The 13,535-nt window shown below is 58.1% G+C and carries 26 protein-coding genes; all 26 read right to left on the reverse strand.

Features of this window, described 5'->3' with window-relative positions:
- The 26 genes from cmk to rpl4p all read right to left on the reverse strand — a co-directional run bounded on the left by cmk (position 1) and on the right by rpl4p (position 13,533).
- Positions 1-531 carry a (d)CMP kinase gene (gene cmk / locus J2741_RS05240; RefSeq protein WP_209673961.1) on the reverse strand — a complete coding sequence of 177 codons (531 nt, stop codon included), beginning with the start codon at positions 529-531 and terminating at the stop codon, positions 1-3.
- A complete protein-coding gene (locus tag J2741_RS05245; protein WP_209673962.1) occupies positions 531-1,124 on the reverse strand; it encodes a DUF106 domain-containing protein in 594 nt (197 codons plus the stop codon). The genes cmk and J2741_RS05245 overlap by 1 nt, the downstream gene beginning before the upstream one ends.
- A 3-nt stretch (positions 1,125-1,127) precedes the next feature.
- The gene (locus tag J2741_RS05250) at positions 1,128-1,700 is read right to left on the reverse strand and encodes an adenylate kinase (protein WP_209673963.1); all 573 of its coding nucleotides are present in this window, start codon (positions 1,698-1,700) and stop codon (positions 1,128-1,130) included.
- Between the two features lie 231 nt (positions 1,701-1,931).
- The gene (gene secY / locus J2741_RS05255; protein ID WP_209673964.1) at positions 1,932-3,365 is read right to left on the reverse strand and encodes a preprotein translocase subunit SecY; all 1,434 of its coding nucleotides are present in this window, start codon (positions 3,363-3,365) and stop codon (positions 1,932-1,934) included.
- Between the two features lie 21 nt (positions 3,366-3,386).
- Positions 3,387-3,812 carry an uL15m family ribosomal protein gene (locus J2741_RS05260; protein WP_209673965.1) on the reverse strand — a complete coding sequence of 142 codons (426 nt, stop codon included), beginning with the start codon at positions 3,810-3,812 and terminating at the stop codon, positions 3,387-3,389.
- A 4-nt stretch (positions 3,813-3,816) separates the two neighbouring features.
- Positions 3,817-4,278, reverse strand: coding sequence for a 50S ribosomal protein L30 (locus tag J2741_RS05265; protein WP_209673966.1), 462 nt, complete (start codon positions 4,276-4,278; stop codon positions 3,817-3,819).
- Entirely contained in the window at positions 4,278-4,895 is a 618-nt protein-coding gene (locus tag J2741_RS05270; RefSeq protein WP_209673967.1) for a 30S ribosomal protein S5, read from the reverse strand. The genes J2741_RS05265 and J2741_RS05270 overlap by 1 nt, the downstream gene beginning before the upstream one ends.
- A 1-nt stretch (position 4,896) precedes the next feature.
- Entirely contained in the window at positions 4,897-5,424 is a 528-nt protein-coding gene (locus J2741_RS05275) for a 50S ribosomal protein L18 (RefSeq protein ID WP_209673968.1), read from the reverse strand.
- Positions 5,425-5,877 (reverse strand): 50S ribosomal protein L19e, encoded by a 453-nt coding sequence (locus tag J2741_RS05280; RefSeq protein WP_209673969.1) that lies wholly within the window; start codon positions 5,875-5,877, stop codon positions 5,425-5,427.
- A complete protein-coding gene (locus tag J2741_RS05285; protein ID WP_209673970.1) occupies positions 5,870-6,289 on the reverse strand; it encodes a 50S ribosomal protein L32e in 420 nt (139 codons plus the stop codon). The genes J2741_RS05280 and J2741_RS05285 overlap by 8 nt, the downstream gene beginning before the upstream one ends.
- A 6-nt stretch (positions 6,290-6,295) precedes the next feature.
- Positions 6,296-6,820 carry a 50S ribosomal protein L6 gene (locus J2741_RS05290; RefSeq protein ID WP_209673971.1) on the reverse strand — a complete coding sequence of 175 codons (525 nt, stop codon included), beginning with the start codon at positions 6,818-6,820 and terminating at the stop codon, positions 6,296-6,298.
- A 9-nt stretch (positions 6,821-6,829) separates the two neighbouring features.
- Positions 6,830-7,222 (reverse strand): 30S ribosomal protein S8, encoded by a 393-nt coding sequence (locus J2741_RS05295; protein ID WP_209673972.1) that lies wholly within the window; start codon positions 7,220-7,222, stop codon positions 6,830-6,832.
- A gap of 13 nt (positions 7,223-7,235) precedes the next feature.
- Positions 7,236-7,391 carry a 30S ribosomal protein S14 gene (locus J2741_RS05300; RefSeq protein WP_209675525.1) on the reverse strand — a complete coding sequence of 52 codons (156 nt, stop codon included), beginning with the start codon at positions 7,389-7,391 and terminating at the stop codon, positions 7,236-7,238.
- Positions 7,391-7,897, reverse strand: coding sequence for a 50S ribosomal protein L5 (locus tag J2741_RS05305; protein WP_209673973.1), 507 nt, complete (start codon positions 7,895-7,897; stop codon positions 7,391-7,393). Before J2741_RS05305 ends, J2741_RS05300 begins: the two co-directional genes overlap by 1 nt.
- Complete coding sequence (locus J2741_RS05310; protein WP_209673974.1) at positions 7,894-8,619, reverse strand: 30S ribosomal protein S4e; 726 nt, start codon at positions 8,617-8,619, stop codon at positions 7,894-7,896. The genes J2741_RS05305 and J2741_RS05310 overlap by 4 nt, the downstream gene beginning before the upstream one ends.
- The gene (gene rplX / locus J2741_RS05315; protein ID WP_209673975.1) at positions 8,619-8,984 is read right to left on the reverse strand and encodes a 50S ribosomal protein L24; all 366 of its coding nucleotides are present in this window, start codon (positions 8,982-8,984) and stop codon (positions 8,619-8,621) included. Before rplX ends, J2741_RS05310 begins: the two co-directional genes overlap by 1 nt.
- Before the next feature lie 10 nt (positions 8,985-8,994).
- Complete coding sequence (locus J2741_RS05320; RefSeq protein ID WP_209673976.1) at positions 8,995-9,393, reverse strand: 50S ribosomal protein L14; 399 nt, start codon at positions 9,391-9,393, stop codon at positions 8,995-8,997.
- On the reverse strand, positions 9,390-9,716 hold the full coding sequence (locus J2741_RS05325) for a 30S ribosomal protein S17 (protein ID WP_209673977.1): 327 nt from the start codon (positions 9,714-9,716) through the stop codon (positions 9,390-9,392). The genes J2741_RS05320 and J2741_RS05325 overlap by 4 nt, the downstream gene beginning before the upstream one ends.
- Entirely contained in the window at positions 9,716-10,000 is a 285-nt protein-coding gene (locus J2741_RS05330) for a ribonuclease P protein component 1 (RefSeq protein ID WP_209673978.1), read from the reverse strand. The genes J2741_RS05325 and J2741_RS05330 overlap by 1 nt, the downstream gene beginning before the upstream one ends.
- Positions 9,997-10,203, reverse strand: a complete 207-nt coding sequence (gene rpmC / locus J2741_RS05335) for a 50S ribosomal protein L29 (RefSeq protein WP_209673979.1) — start codon at positions 10,201-10,203, stop codon at positions 9,997-9,999. Before rpmC ends, J2741_RS05330 begins: the two co-directional genes overlap by 4 nt.
- Positions 10,204-10,920, reverse strand: a complete 717-nt coding sequence (locus J2741_RS05340; RefSeq protein ID WP_209673980.1) for a 30S ribosomal protein S3 — start codon at positions 10,918-10,920, stop codon at positions 10,204-10,206.
- A gap of 1 nt (position 10,921) precedes the next feature.
- Complete coding sequence (locus J2741_RS05345) at positions 10,922-11,383, reverse strand: 50S ribosomal protein L22 (RefSeq protein WP_209673981.1); 462 nt, start codon at positions 11,381-11,383, stop codon at positions 10,922-10,924.
- Between the two features lie 5 nt (positions 11,384-11,388).
- Positions 11,389-11,802 carry a 30S ribosomal protein S19 gene (locus J2741_RS05350; protein WP_209673982.1) on the reverse strand — a complete coding sequence of 138 codons (414 nt, stop codon included), beginning with the start codon at positions 11,800-11,802 and terminating at the stop codon, positions 11,389-11,391.
- A gap of 8 nt (positions 11,803-11,810) precedes the next feature.
- A complete protein-coding gene (locus J2741_RS05355) occupies positions 11,811-12,527 on the reverse strand; it encodes a 50S ribosomal protein L2 (RefSeq protein ID WP_209673983.1) in 717 nt (238 codons plus the stop codon).
- A 9-nt stretch (positions 12,528-12,536) separates the two neighbouring features.
- Positions 12,537-12,785 (reverse strand): 50S ribosomal protein L23, encoded by a 249-nt coding sequence (locus J2741_RS05360; RefSeq protein ID WP_209673984.1) that lies wholly within the window; start codon positions 12,783-12,785, stop codon positions 12,537-12,539.
- A gap of 1 nt (position 12,786) precedes the next feature.
- Positions 12,787-13,533, reverse strand: coding sequence for a 50S ribosomal protein L4 (rpl4p, locus tag J2741_RS05365; RefSeq protein WP_209673985.1), 747 nt, complete (start codon positions 13,531-13,533; stop codon positions 12,787-12,789).
- Positions 13,534-13,535: the final 2 nt, after the last annotated feature.

Here is a 13,535-nt window from a genome sequence, read left to right on the forward strand (position 1 = left end):
TCAGGTCCGGATCATCCGGATGGCGGTATCCACAATCGCACCAAGTTCCTCGACGCCCCAGCGCTCGGAGTTCAGGACCATATGGTACGGAGAGAGATCGCAGATATCGATATCATAATAGGTCCGGTACCGCTCCGCTTCGCACTCTTCGCGCTGCCTGGTCAATTTCTTCGCGATATCCAGGTTCTCGATCACATCCCGTGCCAGGATCCTCCTTACCCGGCACTCAAGAGAGGCCGTGAGCCATATCTTCAGCTCGGCTTCCCCGATGAACCATCCCGAAAGCCGCCCTTCGACGATGATGTCATTCATCTGCCCGGCAATCTCCTTCTGGCGTTCATCGATCAGCCGGTCGATGGACGGATCCTCGGAAGCCAGCCTGCCGAACTCCACGAGGTCCATCTCCTTCTCCTTCGCCATCTGGCGAAAGACTTCTCCGGCCGATATGAGTTCGAGTTTATGCTCCGCTGCAAGGTAGCGGGCGAGCGAGGTCGTCCCGCTCCCGGGTAACCCGCTCACCGTGACCCGCATCAGATGCCCCCGATATTCAGGGACTTACGGACGATCTGGCTCAGTGTGAGCGAACATATCATGTACCACAGTATCCAGGCCGGGACGGGTCCGAGCACCATGGCGGAGAGGAGCTGGGTGCCGAAGAACGGCATGGTGATCTCGGCAGGTATTTCAGCCAGCCTGAAGAGAAGCCAGAAAAATATTGGAACCGAGATTACCAGGATGTATGCCATCGGCTTGAACTGCTGTTGGGACATCTCCAGCTGTTCCTTCATCATCCGGTCCCGTTTCGCTTCGAGCTTCTTGATCTTCTTCTCGTCCTGGGAAAGCTGCGCTTCGCGGAACTCCTTTTGGAAGTCCTTCATCTTCGCCTGGACTTCCTGCATGTGTTCATAATCGATGGTATATTTCTGGATCAGCGAAGAGTACAGGGCGGTCACCGTGGAGAGGATGACGATAAGAATATAAAACGGCACTTCCCCGACCAGAGGTCCGAAGAGCGCATCCATGAAGCTTCCCACAGTCTCCCTGATGGCAGGGATGCTGTAGGATATCATCATCACCAGAAGGACCAGGATGGCGATATACCCGCCATAATTTTTCTTTGCCATTGGTCACCTGAGCACGCTTGCCATATCCCCGATGGCCTGCTCGAGCAGATGGTCAGCGTTTGTCACCATCCGGATAGTGCATCCGGTGATCATGGCATAGGATGCCCCGATGGAACGGTTGAACTGTTGATGTTCCGCGATTCCCTTCGAACCTTCCATGTCCCTGGTCCTCGTCTCGTCGCTCAAGCGCCGCATCAGGATCTGGTCCTCGTCTGTCTCGACCAGTACGATGGTATCGGGCATGAGTTCCCGAAGGACCCATTCCGGCAGGCCCGGGAGGTATCCCCGGGGTGTCTTCACCGATGCATGGGTGTCGATAAGCACATTGCCGCTTTCCCTGGCCATAGCCCTGGCGGCCTCCTTCTGGAGCCGTTTCTGGACCTCGCGGTCAAGCTTCCTCATCTCGTCCCTGTCCGAAACCACCCCTTCCTTCTTTGCGACCTCGAACATGTACGTGCCGAAGTTGAGAGACTTGTAGGTCACACCCTCATCTTCGAGCATTTTCAGAGCGCCATTAACCACGGTGGTCTTCCCCACACCGGGGACCCCTGTGACGATCACTCTCCTTCCGGTCATGTCATTTCCTCCTTCCCAAAGATACGCCCAACTATGGACATTCGATTATAAAAAGTCAATTCCAATCGATGTATAACATAAGAATTCAGGAAATATAAATGATCTTATGCGAGCGTGCTGCCTTCGGTAAATCCTTATTCCATCGCCAGCGAACAAAAATGCCGGGGTATTGCGATGTCCCCGCTAAATTCCTGGAAATCGCGTGGAATGATGAAAAAAAGAGAATTGAGGTTATTCTTTCCCGAAGAACGTCCGCATGAACGGGTACATCTCCATGATCTGCTGGCTCGCGATCTCCTCGTAGAGACGATAGGTGATACTCACCGTCAGCAGCAGCCCCGTTCCGCTTACCGCCCCTATAACTCCGAAGAGGTTCGCAGCCACCGAGAGCAGGCCAATGAAGACACCGCCGATAACGGTGACACGGGGGATGTACCGGTCCAGGTACTTCTCCAGTACCTGGGGGTTTCGGCGGTAGCCGGGGATCGACATCCCGCTGCTCTGGATCTGCCGGGCAACGTCTTTAGAGTCGAGACCTGCAGTCTTGATCCAGAAGAGGGCGAATATCGCACCTCCGACCACCATGAAGATCACATCGATGCCCAGGCGGAGGATGATCTCCCAGGGCGCATGCCCGAGATCGGTAATCCACCACATCCAGTCCTGCGGACCGTTGACCGGTGCAAGGTACCACATGAGACCGGAGACCGGGGTCTGTCCGTCGTAGGTCCCGAAGATGGTAATCCCGATGTTGTTCAGGAAAAGCCCTATCATCTGGATGTTCGCCTGGAGGACACGGACGAGGATCATGGGCAACACGCTGGCATAGATCAGTTTTACAGGGAAGCGGGCACGGGCCCCCCTGACCTGGGCGTGGGCCAGGGGGATCTCGATCCTCGTCGACTCGACGTACACGATGATCAGGAAGATCACTATTGTACTGACGAAGGCGAGCATTTCCGTACCCATATACTGGAGGAAGTTCGCACCGTCCGCCAGTACTGCAACGATTCTCGGGAAGAACCCGAAGGGATAGAGATCGTTGACCGGGGCCCAGTTCAGGAACCCGTTGATCAGTGCCTGGGATATCCCGGCAATGATGAAGAGCCCTACTCCCGAACCGATACCCCACTTGGTCACCACCTCGTCGAGGAATACGATCAGCAACCCACCGATGATGAGCTGAATAAAGATGAGTAACGAGACCGCGAAGAGATTCCCGCCAAAGAACATGTTGGCGATCACCGGGTCGGGCTTCATGAAGCCGCCTATCAGGTTGGGTGCGGCTTCGACGATGACCATGACGATGATAAGGATCTTCTGCAGGCCCATGTACATGACCTGGCCCCGGGCATCAGAGGTATCGATATGAAGGATGTCGGCCCCTTTCAACAGCTGCAGTACGATGGATGCAGTCACGATGGGCCCGATACCGAGGGCCACCAGGGACCCGCTCGCCCCTGCGAGAAGAGCCCTGAAATATAAGAAAATATCCTGTGAGCTCGGGTCAAGCCCGAAGAGGGGGATATTGGTCAATGCAAAATAAAGAACCAGGATGCCTGCCGTCCACATCAGCTTGTTCTTGAAATGGACATGCCCCTCCGGTGCCTTCACGGTAGGCATTTTGGCAAGCAATGGCTCCAGTCGGTCCAACAGCTCTCCCATTGTTATTCACCTGAATGGAGGTCAGATGGTCAGTGCCTGACCACCCATCGCCTCGATCTTTGCTTTTGCCTGCTCGGAAAACGACCTGGCAGTGATCTTCATCTTCTGAGTGACTTTTCCGCTGCCAAGTATCTTATCGATACCGATCTGTGCCGCATCGATGGCGATGACATCCCCGTCCCTGGCCGCTTTACCTTCAGCAAGGAGCTTCCCCGACATCTGGTCGAGCAGGCCGACGGAGATTGCATTGACATCATTCCCGGTCTTGTTCACGAAACCATGCTTCCCGTTGTGGACCTCGTCGAGCAGGAGATAATGGGTAAAGCGGTGGTCTCTGTGACCTGCTCTTCCCCTTCCTCCCCTGTTGCCGGCGCCACGCCGGTTCTTGTGGGTCCCGCCCCCGCAGGTGCGTGATCCCCGGTATTTTGATCTCTTATTGACCGGCATCCCCTCACCTCATCTTATACAGGAGAGAGTTGATCTCTGTCCCGTAATAGCCAAGCGCACCACCCTGCGAGAAGGTCCGCTTTACGGTCTTGTAGCCTTTACGCGGGGGGTGCAGCCTGAGCACCGGTTTTAACCCGGGCATATCGGAAAGCCTGCTCTCGCCCGTTGCAAGGGACTGGGCAAAGTCTGCGATATCCTTGTACGCGGAGTTTGCCTTCACGTACTCGTCGGTGAACGGCTCGTCACCCACGATGCGTCCCCTCGTGCGGAGGATCGTCTCCACGGTGGCCGCATCCACCTCGCCATAGGCCACGAAGTCCTTCACCTTGCGGATCATGCCCAGGTACTCCGGCGTATCCGGGACGATCACGCAGTGATTTACATGGTGCAGACGGAGCATCTTCAGCGTGTCCTTGATCTCCCTGCGGGTATTCACCACTCCCCTGACCTGCACGATGGCGTACATTACTGCTGACCCCCGATCCGAATCATGTTGGTGGCCTTCAGTGCATTGAAGGTGGCCTTGGCGAAGTTTATGGTGGTCCTGGTCTGGCCGCGGGAGAAGGTCCAGGTATCCTTGATACCTGCGAGCTCCAGCACTTTCCTGCTGATCTCTCCTGTTACCAGGCCGATACCCTGCGGTGCAGGCTTCAGGGTGACACGGACGCTTCCCGCCGAGCCCTCGACCTGCATGGGGATGGAATGATTGGTCCCGCACCCGCATTCCCAGCTGCCGCATCCTCTCCGTACCTTGATCAGGTTGGTCTTCGCATCGGTGATCGCCTTCCTGATCGCGTCCCCGACCTGGACATCCTTGCCCTGGCCGAAGCCGATATACCCGTTCCGGTTGCCAACCACTACGACGGCGCGGAATTTCACCCGCCGGCCGGAGTCGGTCATGCGCTGGACCATCTGGATGTCCAGCACCTCATCCTCGAGATCGGGAAGGAATGCATCCACGATCTGAGGTTCCTTGATGGGTTTTCCGCTCTCCAGCACCTGGTCGATGCTGGTGAACTCACCAGAGGCGACCATTTTTCCAAGGCCGGTGAGTGGAACCCATTCTTCCCTTTCATATGCCATATTACTCCAGCTCCTTCATAATGGCGTCAATCGTCTGTTCGACATTTTGCACCAGGTTCCCGGCACGTTCCGGAGCGAATTCCGCAATGACCGCCCCTTTCAGGCGGCTCTCGTCCGGAAGGATCTCCTCGCCGTAAGGTAGGTCAAGCCCGGCGTCCACCGCACCCTTCAGGGCGGCGAATACTTTCGCCCCCTTGGTTGCGCGATGAAGTCCGATGTCCAGCACTGCGCCCTCGCATTCCGCATTGAGCGCTTTCACTGCAAAGAGCATCCCGGTAAGGTATGCTGCAGGGGTGCCGGATGTCGATCCGGTATAGCCGTATCTGGCGAGCTCGGAGGAATGGGCCATGATCATGGTCCGGTCCCCGTCGAGTTCCGCGGTTACCAGGTGAATGGTAATGTGCCGGTTTGATTTCCGGACCACCATGCGTGGCCGGTCGGAGACCACCAGCTTGGTCCTCCGGTAGTAATTCGTTCGCCCTTCGCGGCGCCGGCGGAAAGGAACGAAATATCTTGGTCCTGTTGCCATTTACTTCACCTTCCCGGCTTGTAATTCGATCTGGGCTTTAAGATGGGCCACGTTCCTGAACTGTCCTCCCGCCGCCTTGCGATAGAGGATGCGGTACATGTGCCGGTCTATCTGCTGGGAATCCCTCATTTCCGCGAGAGTTTTCCTGATCGCCCTGATCTTCTGTATCCACTGGCGCTTGCTCGGGTTTCTTGCCCCTGCCGCGCCTTTTCTCCTTCCCGGGCCTTTCCGGTGACCGTAAGAGCGCTTTGCGATCTTGGCCCGGGCCCGTCCGCGGCTGTTGCCACGCGGCTGGCGGGCGTCGATCGCGCCCTCGTCGATCAGTGCCCGGACGTCTTCACGTGAGATTGCGTTCTGGATATCCGCGGCGCGTTCGGGATCGAACCATACCCGGTTCATCCCGCATTTCAGGAGCGAGGCCGCGAGCCTTCTCTGGTTGGCCGCGTCAGTCATTCTCTGACACCTCTTCTGTTGCCGCTTCAGCGACCGCGATCTCTTTCCGGTTCAGGACCCTGAGGCCTGCCGAGAGCGCCTGCTGCTGGATCTCCATCCGCTTTCTGTTCCCCACGCTTCCGCCGATCCTGACGGCGAAGGTCGCGGGGTCAAGGCCTTCCAGCTCGCCGGGAGAAAACACCAGTACCTCCCGGTACCCGCTTGGATGCATTCCCCTGATCGCGACCGGGCTGCCGAACCCGGGGGTGGGAAGTGCGCCTTTCGCCTTTTTCTGGCGGCGTTGTTTATTGTGGAGCCCGCGGGGCCTCCTCCAGGAAGCGGAGAGCTGCTCCTTCTTCCCGAAGCCGTCCCTCTTGAACCTGGCTCCTTTTGCCGCCCGTGCCCGAATTAGTCTTCGAATTTCGTCAGCCATTCTTCCTCACCCCTTGGTCACGATATAAATCCCGTCCTGGAAGATACGGGGGTCCCGGTAGCGGATCTTGGTGGCGTGCTCGATATTCGCTGAGCTGATTCCTACCTTCTCCTTGTCGATCCCGGTCAGCACGACCTCGTCGTTGCCGATGTTCGCCTTCACTCCTTCCTGGATCTGGGCGTAGCGAGCCTTCTTCTCACCGAGGAAGTTGACGATCTCGAGGCGGTTGCCCTGGAGTTTGAGCTGGATTGGGAAGTGGCTGTATACCACCTTCATCCGGTACTCGAACCCCTCGGTCACCCCGGTGCACATGTTCTTCGCATGGGCAGCGATGGTTCCCACCATCGCAACCGTTCTCTTCCTGTCGGACTCGGTCGTGATAACGACCTCGTCCCCTTCCACCCTGACGGTGATTGCCGGGAACCTTACGTTCCTCTCAAGCTGGCCCTTGGGCCCCTTGATTTTGAGCATGTTCCCCGCGATCTCGACTGAGACGCCTTTGGGGATTGCAACGGTCCGTTCTACTGTCATCGATCCACCTCAGTAGACGTACCCCAGCAGTTCGCCGCCGATACCTTCCTTCCGGGCCTGCTCGTGAGTGAGCACGCCCCTGGAGGTGGAAAGGATCAGCATGCCGAAGTTCTTCCCGGGGAGGTACTGGACTTCCCAGTATTCAAGCTCAGAATGCTGCACGGAGTAGCGGGGGGTGATCGCTCCGCATTTGTTGATCTTGCCGTTGAGGTGGACCAGGAGCTGTCCGCCCCGGCCGTCCTCAATAAACTCGAAGCCGTTGATGTATCCCCCGTCCTGCATGCAGCGGAACATCGAACCGAGGAGTTTGCTGGCGGGCTCGATGATGCAGCTCGACTTGCCGCCGTCTGCCGCATTCTTCAGGGTACACATCCCATCGGCGATTGTATTTTGTCTTGCCATGACCAGATTCACCTCAGTTCATCTTTTTAAAGCCCATTTTGGGGGCCCATTCACGGAAGCACTGGCGGCAGAACATGATATGGTATCTGCGTACCAGTCCCTGTTTCCGTCCGCACATCTTGCACTCCTGTGCCCCGCGGCCGAATTTCTTCGTTCTCTCTCCGCCCATCATCGCACCTCCACCTTGTACTTCTCGTTTAAGAAGGCGATCGCGTCCTCTGCACCCACCTGCTGTTTCTGGGGCAGTTTCTTCTGCTCGATATGGCGCCGTGTTATCCTGATGCCTCTCCGGGCGAGGACCACGTTGATGTCCATCCCGAAGATCCCAATCTGGGGATCGTACGACATTCCCGGGAAGTCGGTGTGCTCCTCGATCCCGAAGGAGAAATTGCCCATCCTGTCGAACTGGCCCGGGAAAATTCTCCGTTCAACGATGTTGAGCGCAGTTTCAAGGAATCCTGCGGCCTTCGCCCCTCTCAGGGTGACCTTGCACCCGATGGGGCCTCCTTTGCGGATCCCGAACGCGGGCTGGGTCTTCTTGGCAATGCTCTTTACCGGCGTGTTCCCGGTAATGGCCTTCATGATGTCGATGGCGTTGGTGAGCTTCTCTCCGCTTTCACCGACACCCATGTGGACCACTACCTTGTCGACATACACCTGCCGCATCGCGTTCATTCTTCAATCCCCCATTCGGTCAGCGCCGGGGTCTCGCGTCCCACCATGTAGATGTACTCGTCGATGGTGTCGAAGCGGTCCCCGGTGGACTCATCCACGAGGGTGACCCGGTTGGGTACGCTGCCGGCGATCTTATCGATCGTCACGATCCGGGCCACTTTCCCGGAATGCTTTCCACCGATGACCATGGCCATATTGCCCACTGCGAAGGGGAAATGGTCCATGATGGCGAACCGGTTGTTCTCTTCGAGGGAGATGACGACCGAGTCACCGGGTTTGTACTTGTTGTCCGCGAGGATGTTCGCACCCGACCGGAGGTTGAGCTGGACTTTGCCGCCGGGAACAATGGTCTTGTTCCGGATCTTGGCAAGCCTGCTCTTCGCCGACTCGGAATCGATCTCGATGGTCTTGTGCCGGCCCTTCTTGTCGCGAAGGATACGGTAATATTTACCGATTGCGGGAATTGCGATGATATCGAAGATCCCGATTCCCATCTTCGGGTCCCTGCAGGGCTTGCCGTTGATGATGACGTCCCGCTGCCCGAGGATCTGCTTGACCTCCTTCATGTTCCGGGCCAGACCCATCTGGTCGCGGAGCCAGACCGCAACGGGCAATGCATTCGCGTTGTGGGGCCCGGGTGCGGTCTTGGTGATGAACTTGGTGGCCTTCTTGGGCACGTGCCATGCATCGGGGGCGACGAGCCGCTTGAGATGTTCTGACATTATGCACGCTCCCCGAGGTTCTGTGCTCTCTTCGGGTCCTTGAGGTTCAGTTTGGTGATCTTGACGTTGGAGGGGTCTATCGGCCGGGGAACTTCCGTTCCGTCCGCCTTATTGACCGAGACTCCCTGTACGACGATGCGGGACTTCCCCACGTCGACCAGGTCTACCACACCCTCGGTTCCTTTCGACGAACCTCTGAGTACTTTCACCGTGTCTCCCTTCACTACCCTGGCGCTTCGCGTGCGGTACTGCTCGCGAAGCGTGGAGTCCAGGGGGGCGGAAAGGAATTTGCCTTTCATGTGCAGAGGGGCCTGGTAACGGGCCTTTCTCTGCTTCCTTGGCTGACTGCTCTCGATTCTTACCATACTTTCCGCCTCACACGATGATGGTCGCAAGGGTACCGAGCTTGGGAAACCGTTCGGCCACTTCCCTGGCGACCGGCCCCTTAATCTCGGTCCCTCGCGGCTCGTTCCGCTCATCTACCACGACGACCGCATTGTCCTCGAAGGAGACCCTCATACCGTTCGGCCGGCGGAATTCTTTCTTCTGCCGGATTACGACCGCGCGCACAAGTTTTCTGCGCATATCGGGGGTTCCTTTCTTCACGCTCACTGTCGCAAGATCGCCCATGCCCAGCTTGGGCTGCCTGCGGCGTACGCCGTGATACCCGAAGACGGAGACTACCTCCACTTCGCGGGCGCCGGTGTTGTCCACACAGGCCATCCGGGTCCCGGTCTCGAGAGCCCGGGGGATGGTTGACTGCTTCGCCTTCATGAGGCCTGCACCTCCACAACCACGAACGTGGTGGTCTTGGAGAGAGGGCGGCACTCGGCGATCTTTACCATGTCGCCGACCTTCGCCTGGATGCAGGGGGTGTTGTGTGCATGGTATTTGGAACTCCTCTTCTCGTAACGGTTGTATTTCCGCACGTAGTGGAAGTAGTCCCGCTGCACTACTACCGTCCCCATCATCCGGTCGCTCACGACTTTACCGGTGATCACCTGGCCGCGCACCGGTAAAGTGCCGTGAAACGGACAATTTACGTCTTCGCACGCCTGCTCCGGCGCCTTGACGTTTAATCCGATGTTAGTTGCCATTATTTACCTCTGGTTTTCAGCTGCAAGTTGATCCGTTTTTCAGGTGCCATGACCAGCACGGAGCCTTCTATCTCCACCAGGACCCCATCGGGGAGCTTCAGCAGGAAAACGGTTCCTTTCTTCTGGATCCGCCTCGTTCCTGATTCTCCCGCGATGACCAGCATGTTCCTGGTCTCATCGACGATCCGGCCCGAAATCCCTGTTACACAGGGGTTGCTGGCTCCCGTTACCAGAACATCAAGCCCGATGAGTTCGTGCCGGTGGATGTTCTGGGGGGAGATCATGCCTCCCGAAACCTCCTGTTCTTCTCGGTCATCATGCGGGCGATGGTCCGCCGGAGTTCCCGGATCCTTCCGGGGTTCTCGGTGGCGCCTCCCGCGCTGACCTTCCCGTTGTGCTGGATGAGCTCCATGCGGAGCTTCTCCATCTGTTCCTGCAGCTCCACGTCAGAGAGCTGCTGGACGTCTTTTGCGCGAAATATTGCCATTTAGCGCTCCTCCAGGTATTCTTCCTCGGGGATTGGCGAGTTGTCCAGGTCAATATCCTCGTCAACGTCCTCGCCCACGGGGGTGACGACAATCTCCGGGCTCGGTTTTTGTTTCTCCTTCGGGAGGTCTTTGATCTCGAAGTGGTCGGGAAGTACGGAACCCGGCGGGATAATCTTTACCTGCACCCCGATGACTCCCAGTTTCTTTACCGCCACCGCGAAGCCCTTCTCCACGATCGTGTTGACCGGTTCCCCGGAGTGCTTGATGTACCCCTGGGTGAACTTCTGGGTCCTCGCCCGTGCACCGGTGAGTTTCCCGGCGATGATGACTTCACAGCCGAGCGCACCCGACTCCATTACCCTGCGGATGATGCTCTGCCCGGCCTTCCTGAAGTACCAACCGCGCTCGAGCGCATTCGCAAGCCTTTCGGCCATGATTTGGGCGTTGAATGACGGGTTCGGGACCTGCTGCACCTCGATCTGGGGAGACTCCACGGCAAAGTCGGTCGCAAGGTCCTGGGTCAGCTGCCTGACGACCTTTCCGCCCTTCCCGATCACGATACCCGGCTTTTCTGCAAAGATGGTCACCTGGGTCCCGAGCGGGGTGCGCTGGAGGTCCATGCCCCCGAAACCGGCCCGTTTCAGTTCCTTCAGGAGGTGGCGTTCGACAAGGGCTTTCTTGACGCTTTCGGCCACGAATTTCCTCTCTACTGCCATATCACTGCACCTCCCGTGCGACTATCTCGATGTTCACCGTTTCCCGTGCCTTGGGGGTTGCCCTGCCCATCGCCCTGGGGAAGAACGCCTTCATCCCCCGGCCGCGGTTGGCGGATGCATGGATGATCTCCAGGTTCTCGGGGTCGAGGCCCAGGTATTCGGCATTCTTCTCCACCGACTGGAGGAGCTTGATATACGCCATCGACGCTTTCCGGGGGTATCTCCCTGCGTCCCATCCCGAGAGGCCCTTCTTGTGGGAGACGTTCCGGTTGAACCTCCGGAACGGGATGGCCTTCTTCTGCGCCACAACCTGGTTCAGGTACTCGATCGACTCCCTGGTGCGCCTGTTCCTGATGAACCGGGCGATCTCGATCGCATGTTTGGGGGAGATGGGGAGCTCGTTTGCTTTTCCCCGGGCTAAGTTGTCCCCCTCGAATACTTTGGAATATGCTACTCTCGCCATGGTCATCACTTCAGGGGCACGTACTTGCTCGACCTGGTAGCCCCGATACCGGCAGACCCGTGTGCAACTTTCCTCCTGGTGAGCGCGAACTCGCCGAGATAGTGGAAGACCGCCTCGGGCTGGATCTCGACCTTCATGAACTCCTTGCCATTGTAGATCTCGACCTCTCTTCCCACCATCTCCGGGAGAATGAGCATGCTCCGGATATGGGTCCTGATCTTGTGTTCGCCTTCCCTGAACTGGGAAAGCAGCTGCTCTTCATTCCGGGAGAAACCCCGGATCATCTTTCGGCGGGCCCGGCTCGGCATTACGGCCATAAGTTCTTCCCTGCCCATATTGCGCAGGTCTTCAAGCCTGAACCCGTGATAGGTGAATTCCTCACGCCGTCGCGGCAGTCTCTTCTGTGTCTTCTTCGCCATAAGCCACCCTACCTCTTGCCTCGCCCGGTCTTACGGGCCGCAACATGCCCGACAACCCTTCCGGGGGATGTCCCCCTGGCAACAGTCTTAGGCCTGCCCGGATGCTGGTGACCTCCCCCGCCGAACGGGTGGTCGATCACGTTCATGGCCACTCCACGGACTCGTGGCCAGTTGGATGCGGTGTTGCGCATCTTGTGGTACTTGTTCCCGGCCTTCACGAAGGGTTTCTCTCCGCGCCCTCCGCCGGCTACAATCCCGATAGTTGCCCTGCAGCGGGCGTTGAACCACTTGGTCTGGCCGCTCGGCATCTGCACACCGACGCGGTCGCCGGTCTTGTCGACGACCACTGCCTGGACCCCGCTGGCACGGACGAATTTTCCTCCGTCATTGGGCCTGGCCTCGATATTGCAGATATACGCCCCGGTGGGGATTGCACCGAGCGGAAGGGTGTTCCCGTTCTTTACCTCTGACCCGGGCCCCCAGGAGACCTGGTCCGAAAGTCCGATCCCTTCGGTGACCAGCATGTATATCTTCTGTCCGTCCTCGAGCCGGACAAGGGCAATCGGGGTGTGACGGGCCGGGTCGTGCTCGATGTCGATCACCGTACCCTTCACCATCTCGTCCCCGCTCCCTACGTGTCTGAGTGCGGCCTTGTACCGGTGGGAAGGAGCCCTGTACGTTGGACCTCCTTTACCCCTGCTTTGTGTTGTAATTCTATGTCCCATGGCTCACACCTACATTATGCCCAGCCGGCTGAGAACCTCTTCAGCGGCCTTTTCGTTCGTAAAGCTGATGATCGCCTTTTTCTCTCCCTTCGCGGTCATGACGGTCCTGACGCTCTTGACTTCCTGGCCGAAGGACCGCGTGATCTCCTTTGCGATCTGGCTCTTGGTCGCTTCCTTGTCGACCAGGAACTGGAGTTTATTCTGGGATTCGAGCATCATCATCGCTTTTTCCGTAACAAACGGATATTTCAGGACCATTTCACTTCCCTCCCAGTTTCAGAAGCGCACTTTCCGTCCAGATCGTCAGGCGTCCTGCCTGGGTTCCGGGCGCAAGGTGCTCGGTATTCAACTGGCCGACGGTGACCGCATCCACTCCCGCCAGATTCTTCGCGGCCCGGAGCGGCTGGTCTGCGGTGACGATCAGCAGGCTCTTCCGCTGCTTGAATCTCCGGCCACGGAGCTTGCCCCTCCCGGCACGGACCTTGCGGCTGACCTTGGAACGTTCCACATCGGCAAAGACTCCTGCCGCGGTCAGGGCGTTGATCACTTCGGTTGTCTTGGAGAGCTCTTCGAAACGGTCTTCGAAGATTACCGGCACCTGACCCTCATAGCGGTGACCCCTGGCCTGGATCAGGTCTTCCCTGATGCTTGCCGCCACTGCGGAACGGAGCGCCTTCTGCTTCTCCTTCTTGTTGATATTCCGGATGAGGACCTTCTCCACCTTCGGGGGGTGGGCCTGTCGTCCTCCCTTTGCCTGGGGGACTTTCGCCGCCCGGGAGCTGTTCTTCAACCTGGGGACGTGCGAAACGCCTCTTCCGCTCCCCCACCCTACCGCGGAATGGTTAATCCCGGCATAAGGGTAGGTTCCGTGTGGCTGGCGCCTGGTGCTCTGGAGTGCCAGCACGGCCTTCTTGATCAGGTCGGGGCGGTATTCTTCCGAGAACACCTCAGGGAGCTCCATTTCCTTCGCAACCGACCCGTCCAGTGCTCGTACCTGTACATTCATTG

The sequence above is a fragment of the Methanolinea mesophila genome, from assembly GCF_017873855.1.
Lineage (GTDB): Archaea > Halobacteriota > Methanomicrobia > Methanomicrobiales > Methanospirillaceae > Methanolinea_B > Methanolinea_B mesophila.

Bases quoted from the DNA above. Each gene is read 5' to 3' on its own strand.
- J2741_RS05355 (WP_209673983.1), bottom strand. From the start codon at position 12,527: ATGGGACATAGAATTACAACACAAAGCAGGGGTAAAGGAGGTCCAACG.
- J2741_RS05310 (WP_209673974.1), bottom strand. From the start codon at position 8,619: ATGTCAGAACATCTCAAGCGGCTCGTCGCCCCCGATGCATGGCACGTG.
- J2741_RS05245 (WP_209673962.1), bottom strand. From the start codon at position 1,124: ATGGCAAAGAAAAATTATGGCGGGTATATCGCCATCCTGGTCCTTCTG.
- J2741_RS05360 (WP_209673984.1), bottom strand. From the start codon at position 12,785: ATGGTCCTGAAATATCCGTTTGTTACGGAAAAAGCGATGATGATGCTC.
- J2741_RS05325 (WP_209673977.1), bottom strand. From the start codon at position 9,716: ATGGCAACTAACATCGGATTAAACGTCAAGGCGCCGGAGCAGGCGTGC.
- J2741_RS05305 (WP_209673973.1), bottom strand. From the start codon at position 7,897: ATGAACGCGATGCGGCAGGTGTATGTCGACAAGGTAGTGGTCCACATG.
- J2741_RS05270 (WP_209673967.1), bottom strand. From the start codon at position 4,895: ATGGCATATGAAAGGGAAGAATGGGTTCCACTCACCGGCCTTGGAAAA.
- J2741_RS05295 (WP_209673972.1), bottom strand. From the start codon at position 7,222: ATGGCAAGACAAAATACAATCGCCGATGGGATGTGTACCCTGAAGAAT.
- J2741_RS05275 (WP_209673968.1), bottom strand. From the start codon at position 5,424: ATGGCAACAGGACCAAGATATTTCGTTCCTTTCCGCCGGCGCCGCGAA.
- J2741_RS05260 (WP_209673965.1), bottom strand. From the start codon at position 3,812: ATGCCGGTCAATAAGAGATCAAAATACCGGGGATCACGCACCTGCGGG.
- cmk (WP_209673961.1), bottom strand. From the start codon at position 531: ATGCGGGTCACGGTGAGCGGGTTACCCGGGAGCGGGACGACCTCGCTC.
- J2741_RS05300 (WP_209675525.1), bottom strand. From the start codon at position 7,391: ATGGGCGGAGAGAGAACGAAGAAATTCGGCCGCGGGGCACAGGAGTGC.
- J2741_RS05250 (WP_209673963.1), bottom strand. From the start codon at position 1,700: ATGACCGGAAGGAGAGTGATCGTCACAGGGGTCCCCGGTGTGGGGAAG.
- J2741_RS05280 (WP_209673969.1), bottom strand. From the start codon at position 5,877: ATGACTGACGCGGCCAACCAGAGAAGGCTCGCGGCCTCGCTCCTGAAA.
- rpl4p (WP_209673985.1), bottom strand. From the start codon at position 13,533: ATGAATGTACAGGTACGAGCACTGGACGGGTCGGTTGCGAAGGAAATG.
- J2741_RS05285 (WP_209673970.1), bottom strand. From the start codon at position 6,289: ATGGCTGACGAAATTCGAAGACTAATTCGGGCACGGGCGGCAAAAGGA.
- J2741_RS05350 (WP_209673982.1), bottom strand. From the start codon at position 11,802: ATGGCGAAGAAGACACAGAAGAGACTGCCGCGACGGCGTGAGGAATTC.
- J2741_RS05265 (WP_209673966.1), bottom strand. From the start codon at position 4,278: ATGTACGCCATCGTGCAGGTCAGGGGAGTGGTGAATACCCGCAGGGAG.
- rpmC (WP_209673979.1), bottom strand. From the start codon at position 10,203: ATGGCAATATTTCGCGCAAAAGACGTCCAGCAGCTCTCTGACGTGGAG.
- J2741_RS05320 (WP_209673976.1), bottom strand. From the start codon at position 9,393: ATGAAGGCGAAGCAGTCAACCATCCCCCGGGCTCTCGAGACCGGGACC.
- rplX (WP_209673975.1), bottom strand. From the start codon at position 8,984: ATGGTAAGAATCGAGAGCAGTCAGCCAAGGAAGCAGAGAAAGGCCCGT.
- J2741_RS05345 (WP_209673981.1), bottom strand. From the start codon at position 11,383: ATGGCGAGAGTAGCATATTCCAAAGTATTCGAGGGGGACAACTTAGCC.
- secY (WP_209673964.1), bottom strand. From the start codon at position 3,365: ATGGGAGAGCTGTTGGACCGACTGGAGCCATTGCTTGCCAAAATGCCT.
- J2741_RS05340 (WP_209673980.1), bottom strand. From the start codon at position 10,920: ATGGCAGTAGAGAGGAAATTCGTGGCCGAAAGCGTCAAGAAAGCCCTT.
- J2741_RS05330 (WP_209673978.1), bottom strand. From the start codon at position 10,000: ATGATCTCCCCCCAGAACATCCACCGGCACGAACTCATCGGGCTTGAT.
- J2741_RS05290 (WP_209673971.1), bottom strand. From the start codon at position 6,820: ATGACAGTAGAACGGACCGTTGCAATCCCCAAAGGCGTCTCAGTCGAG.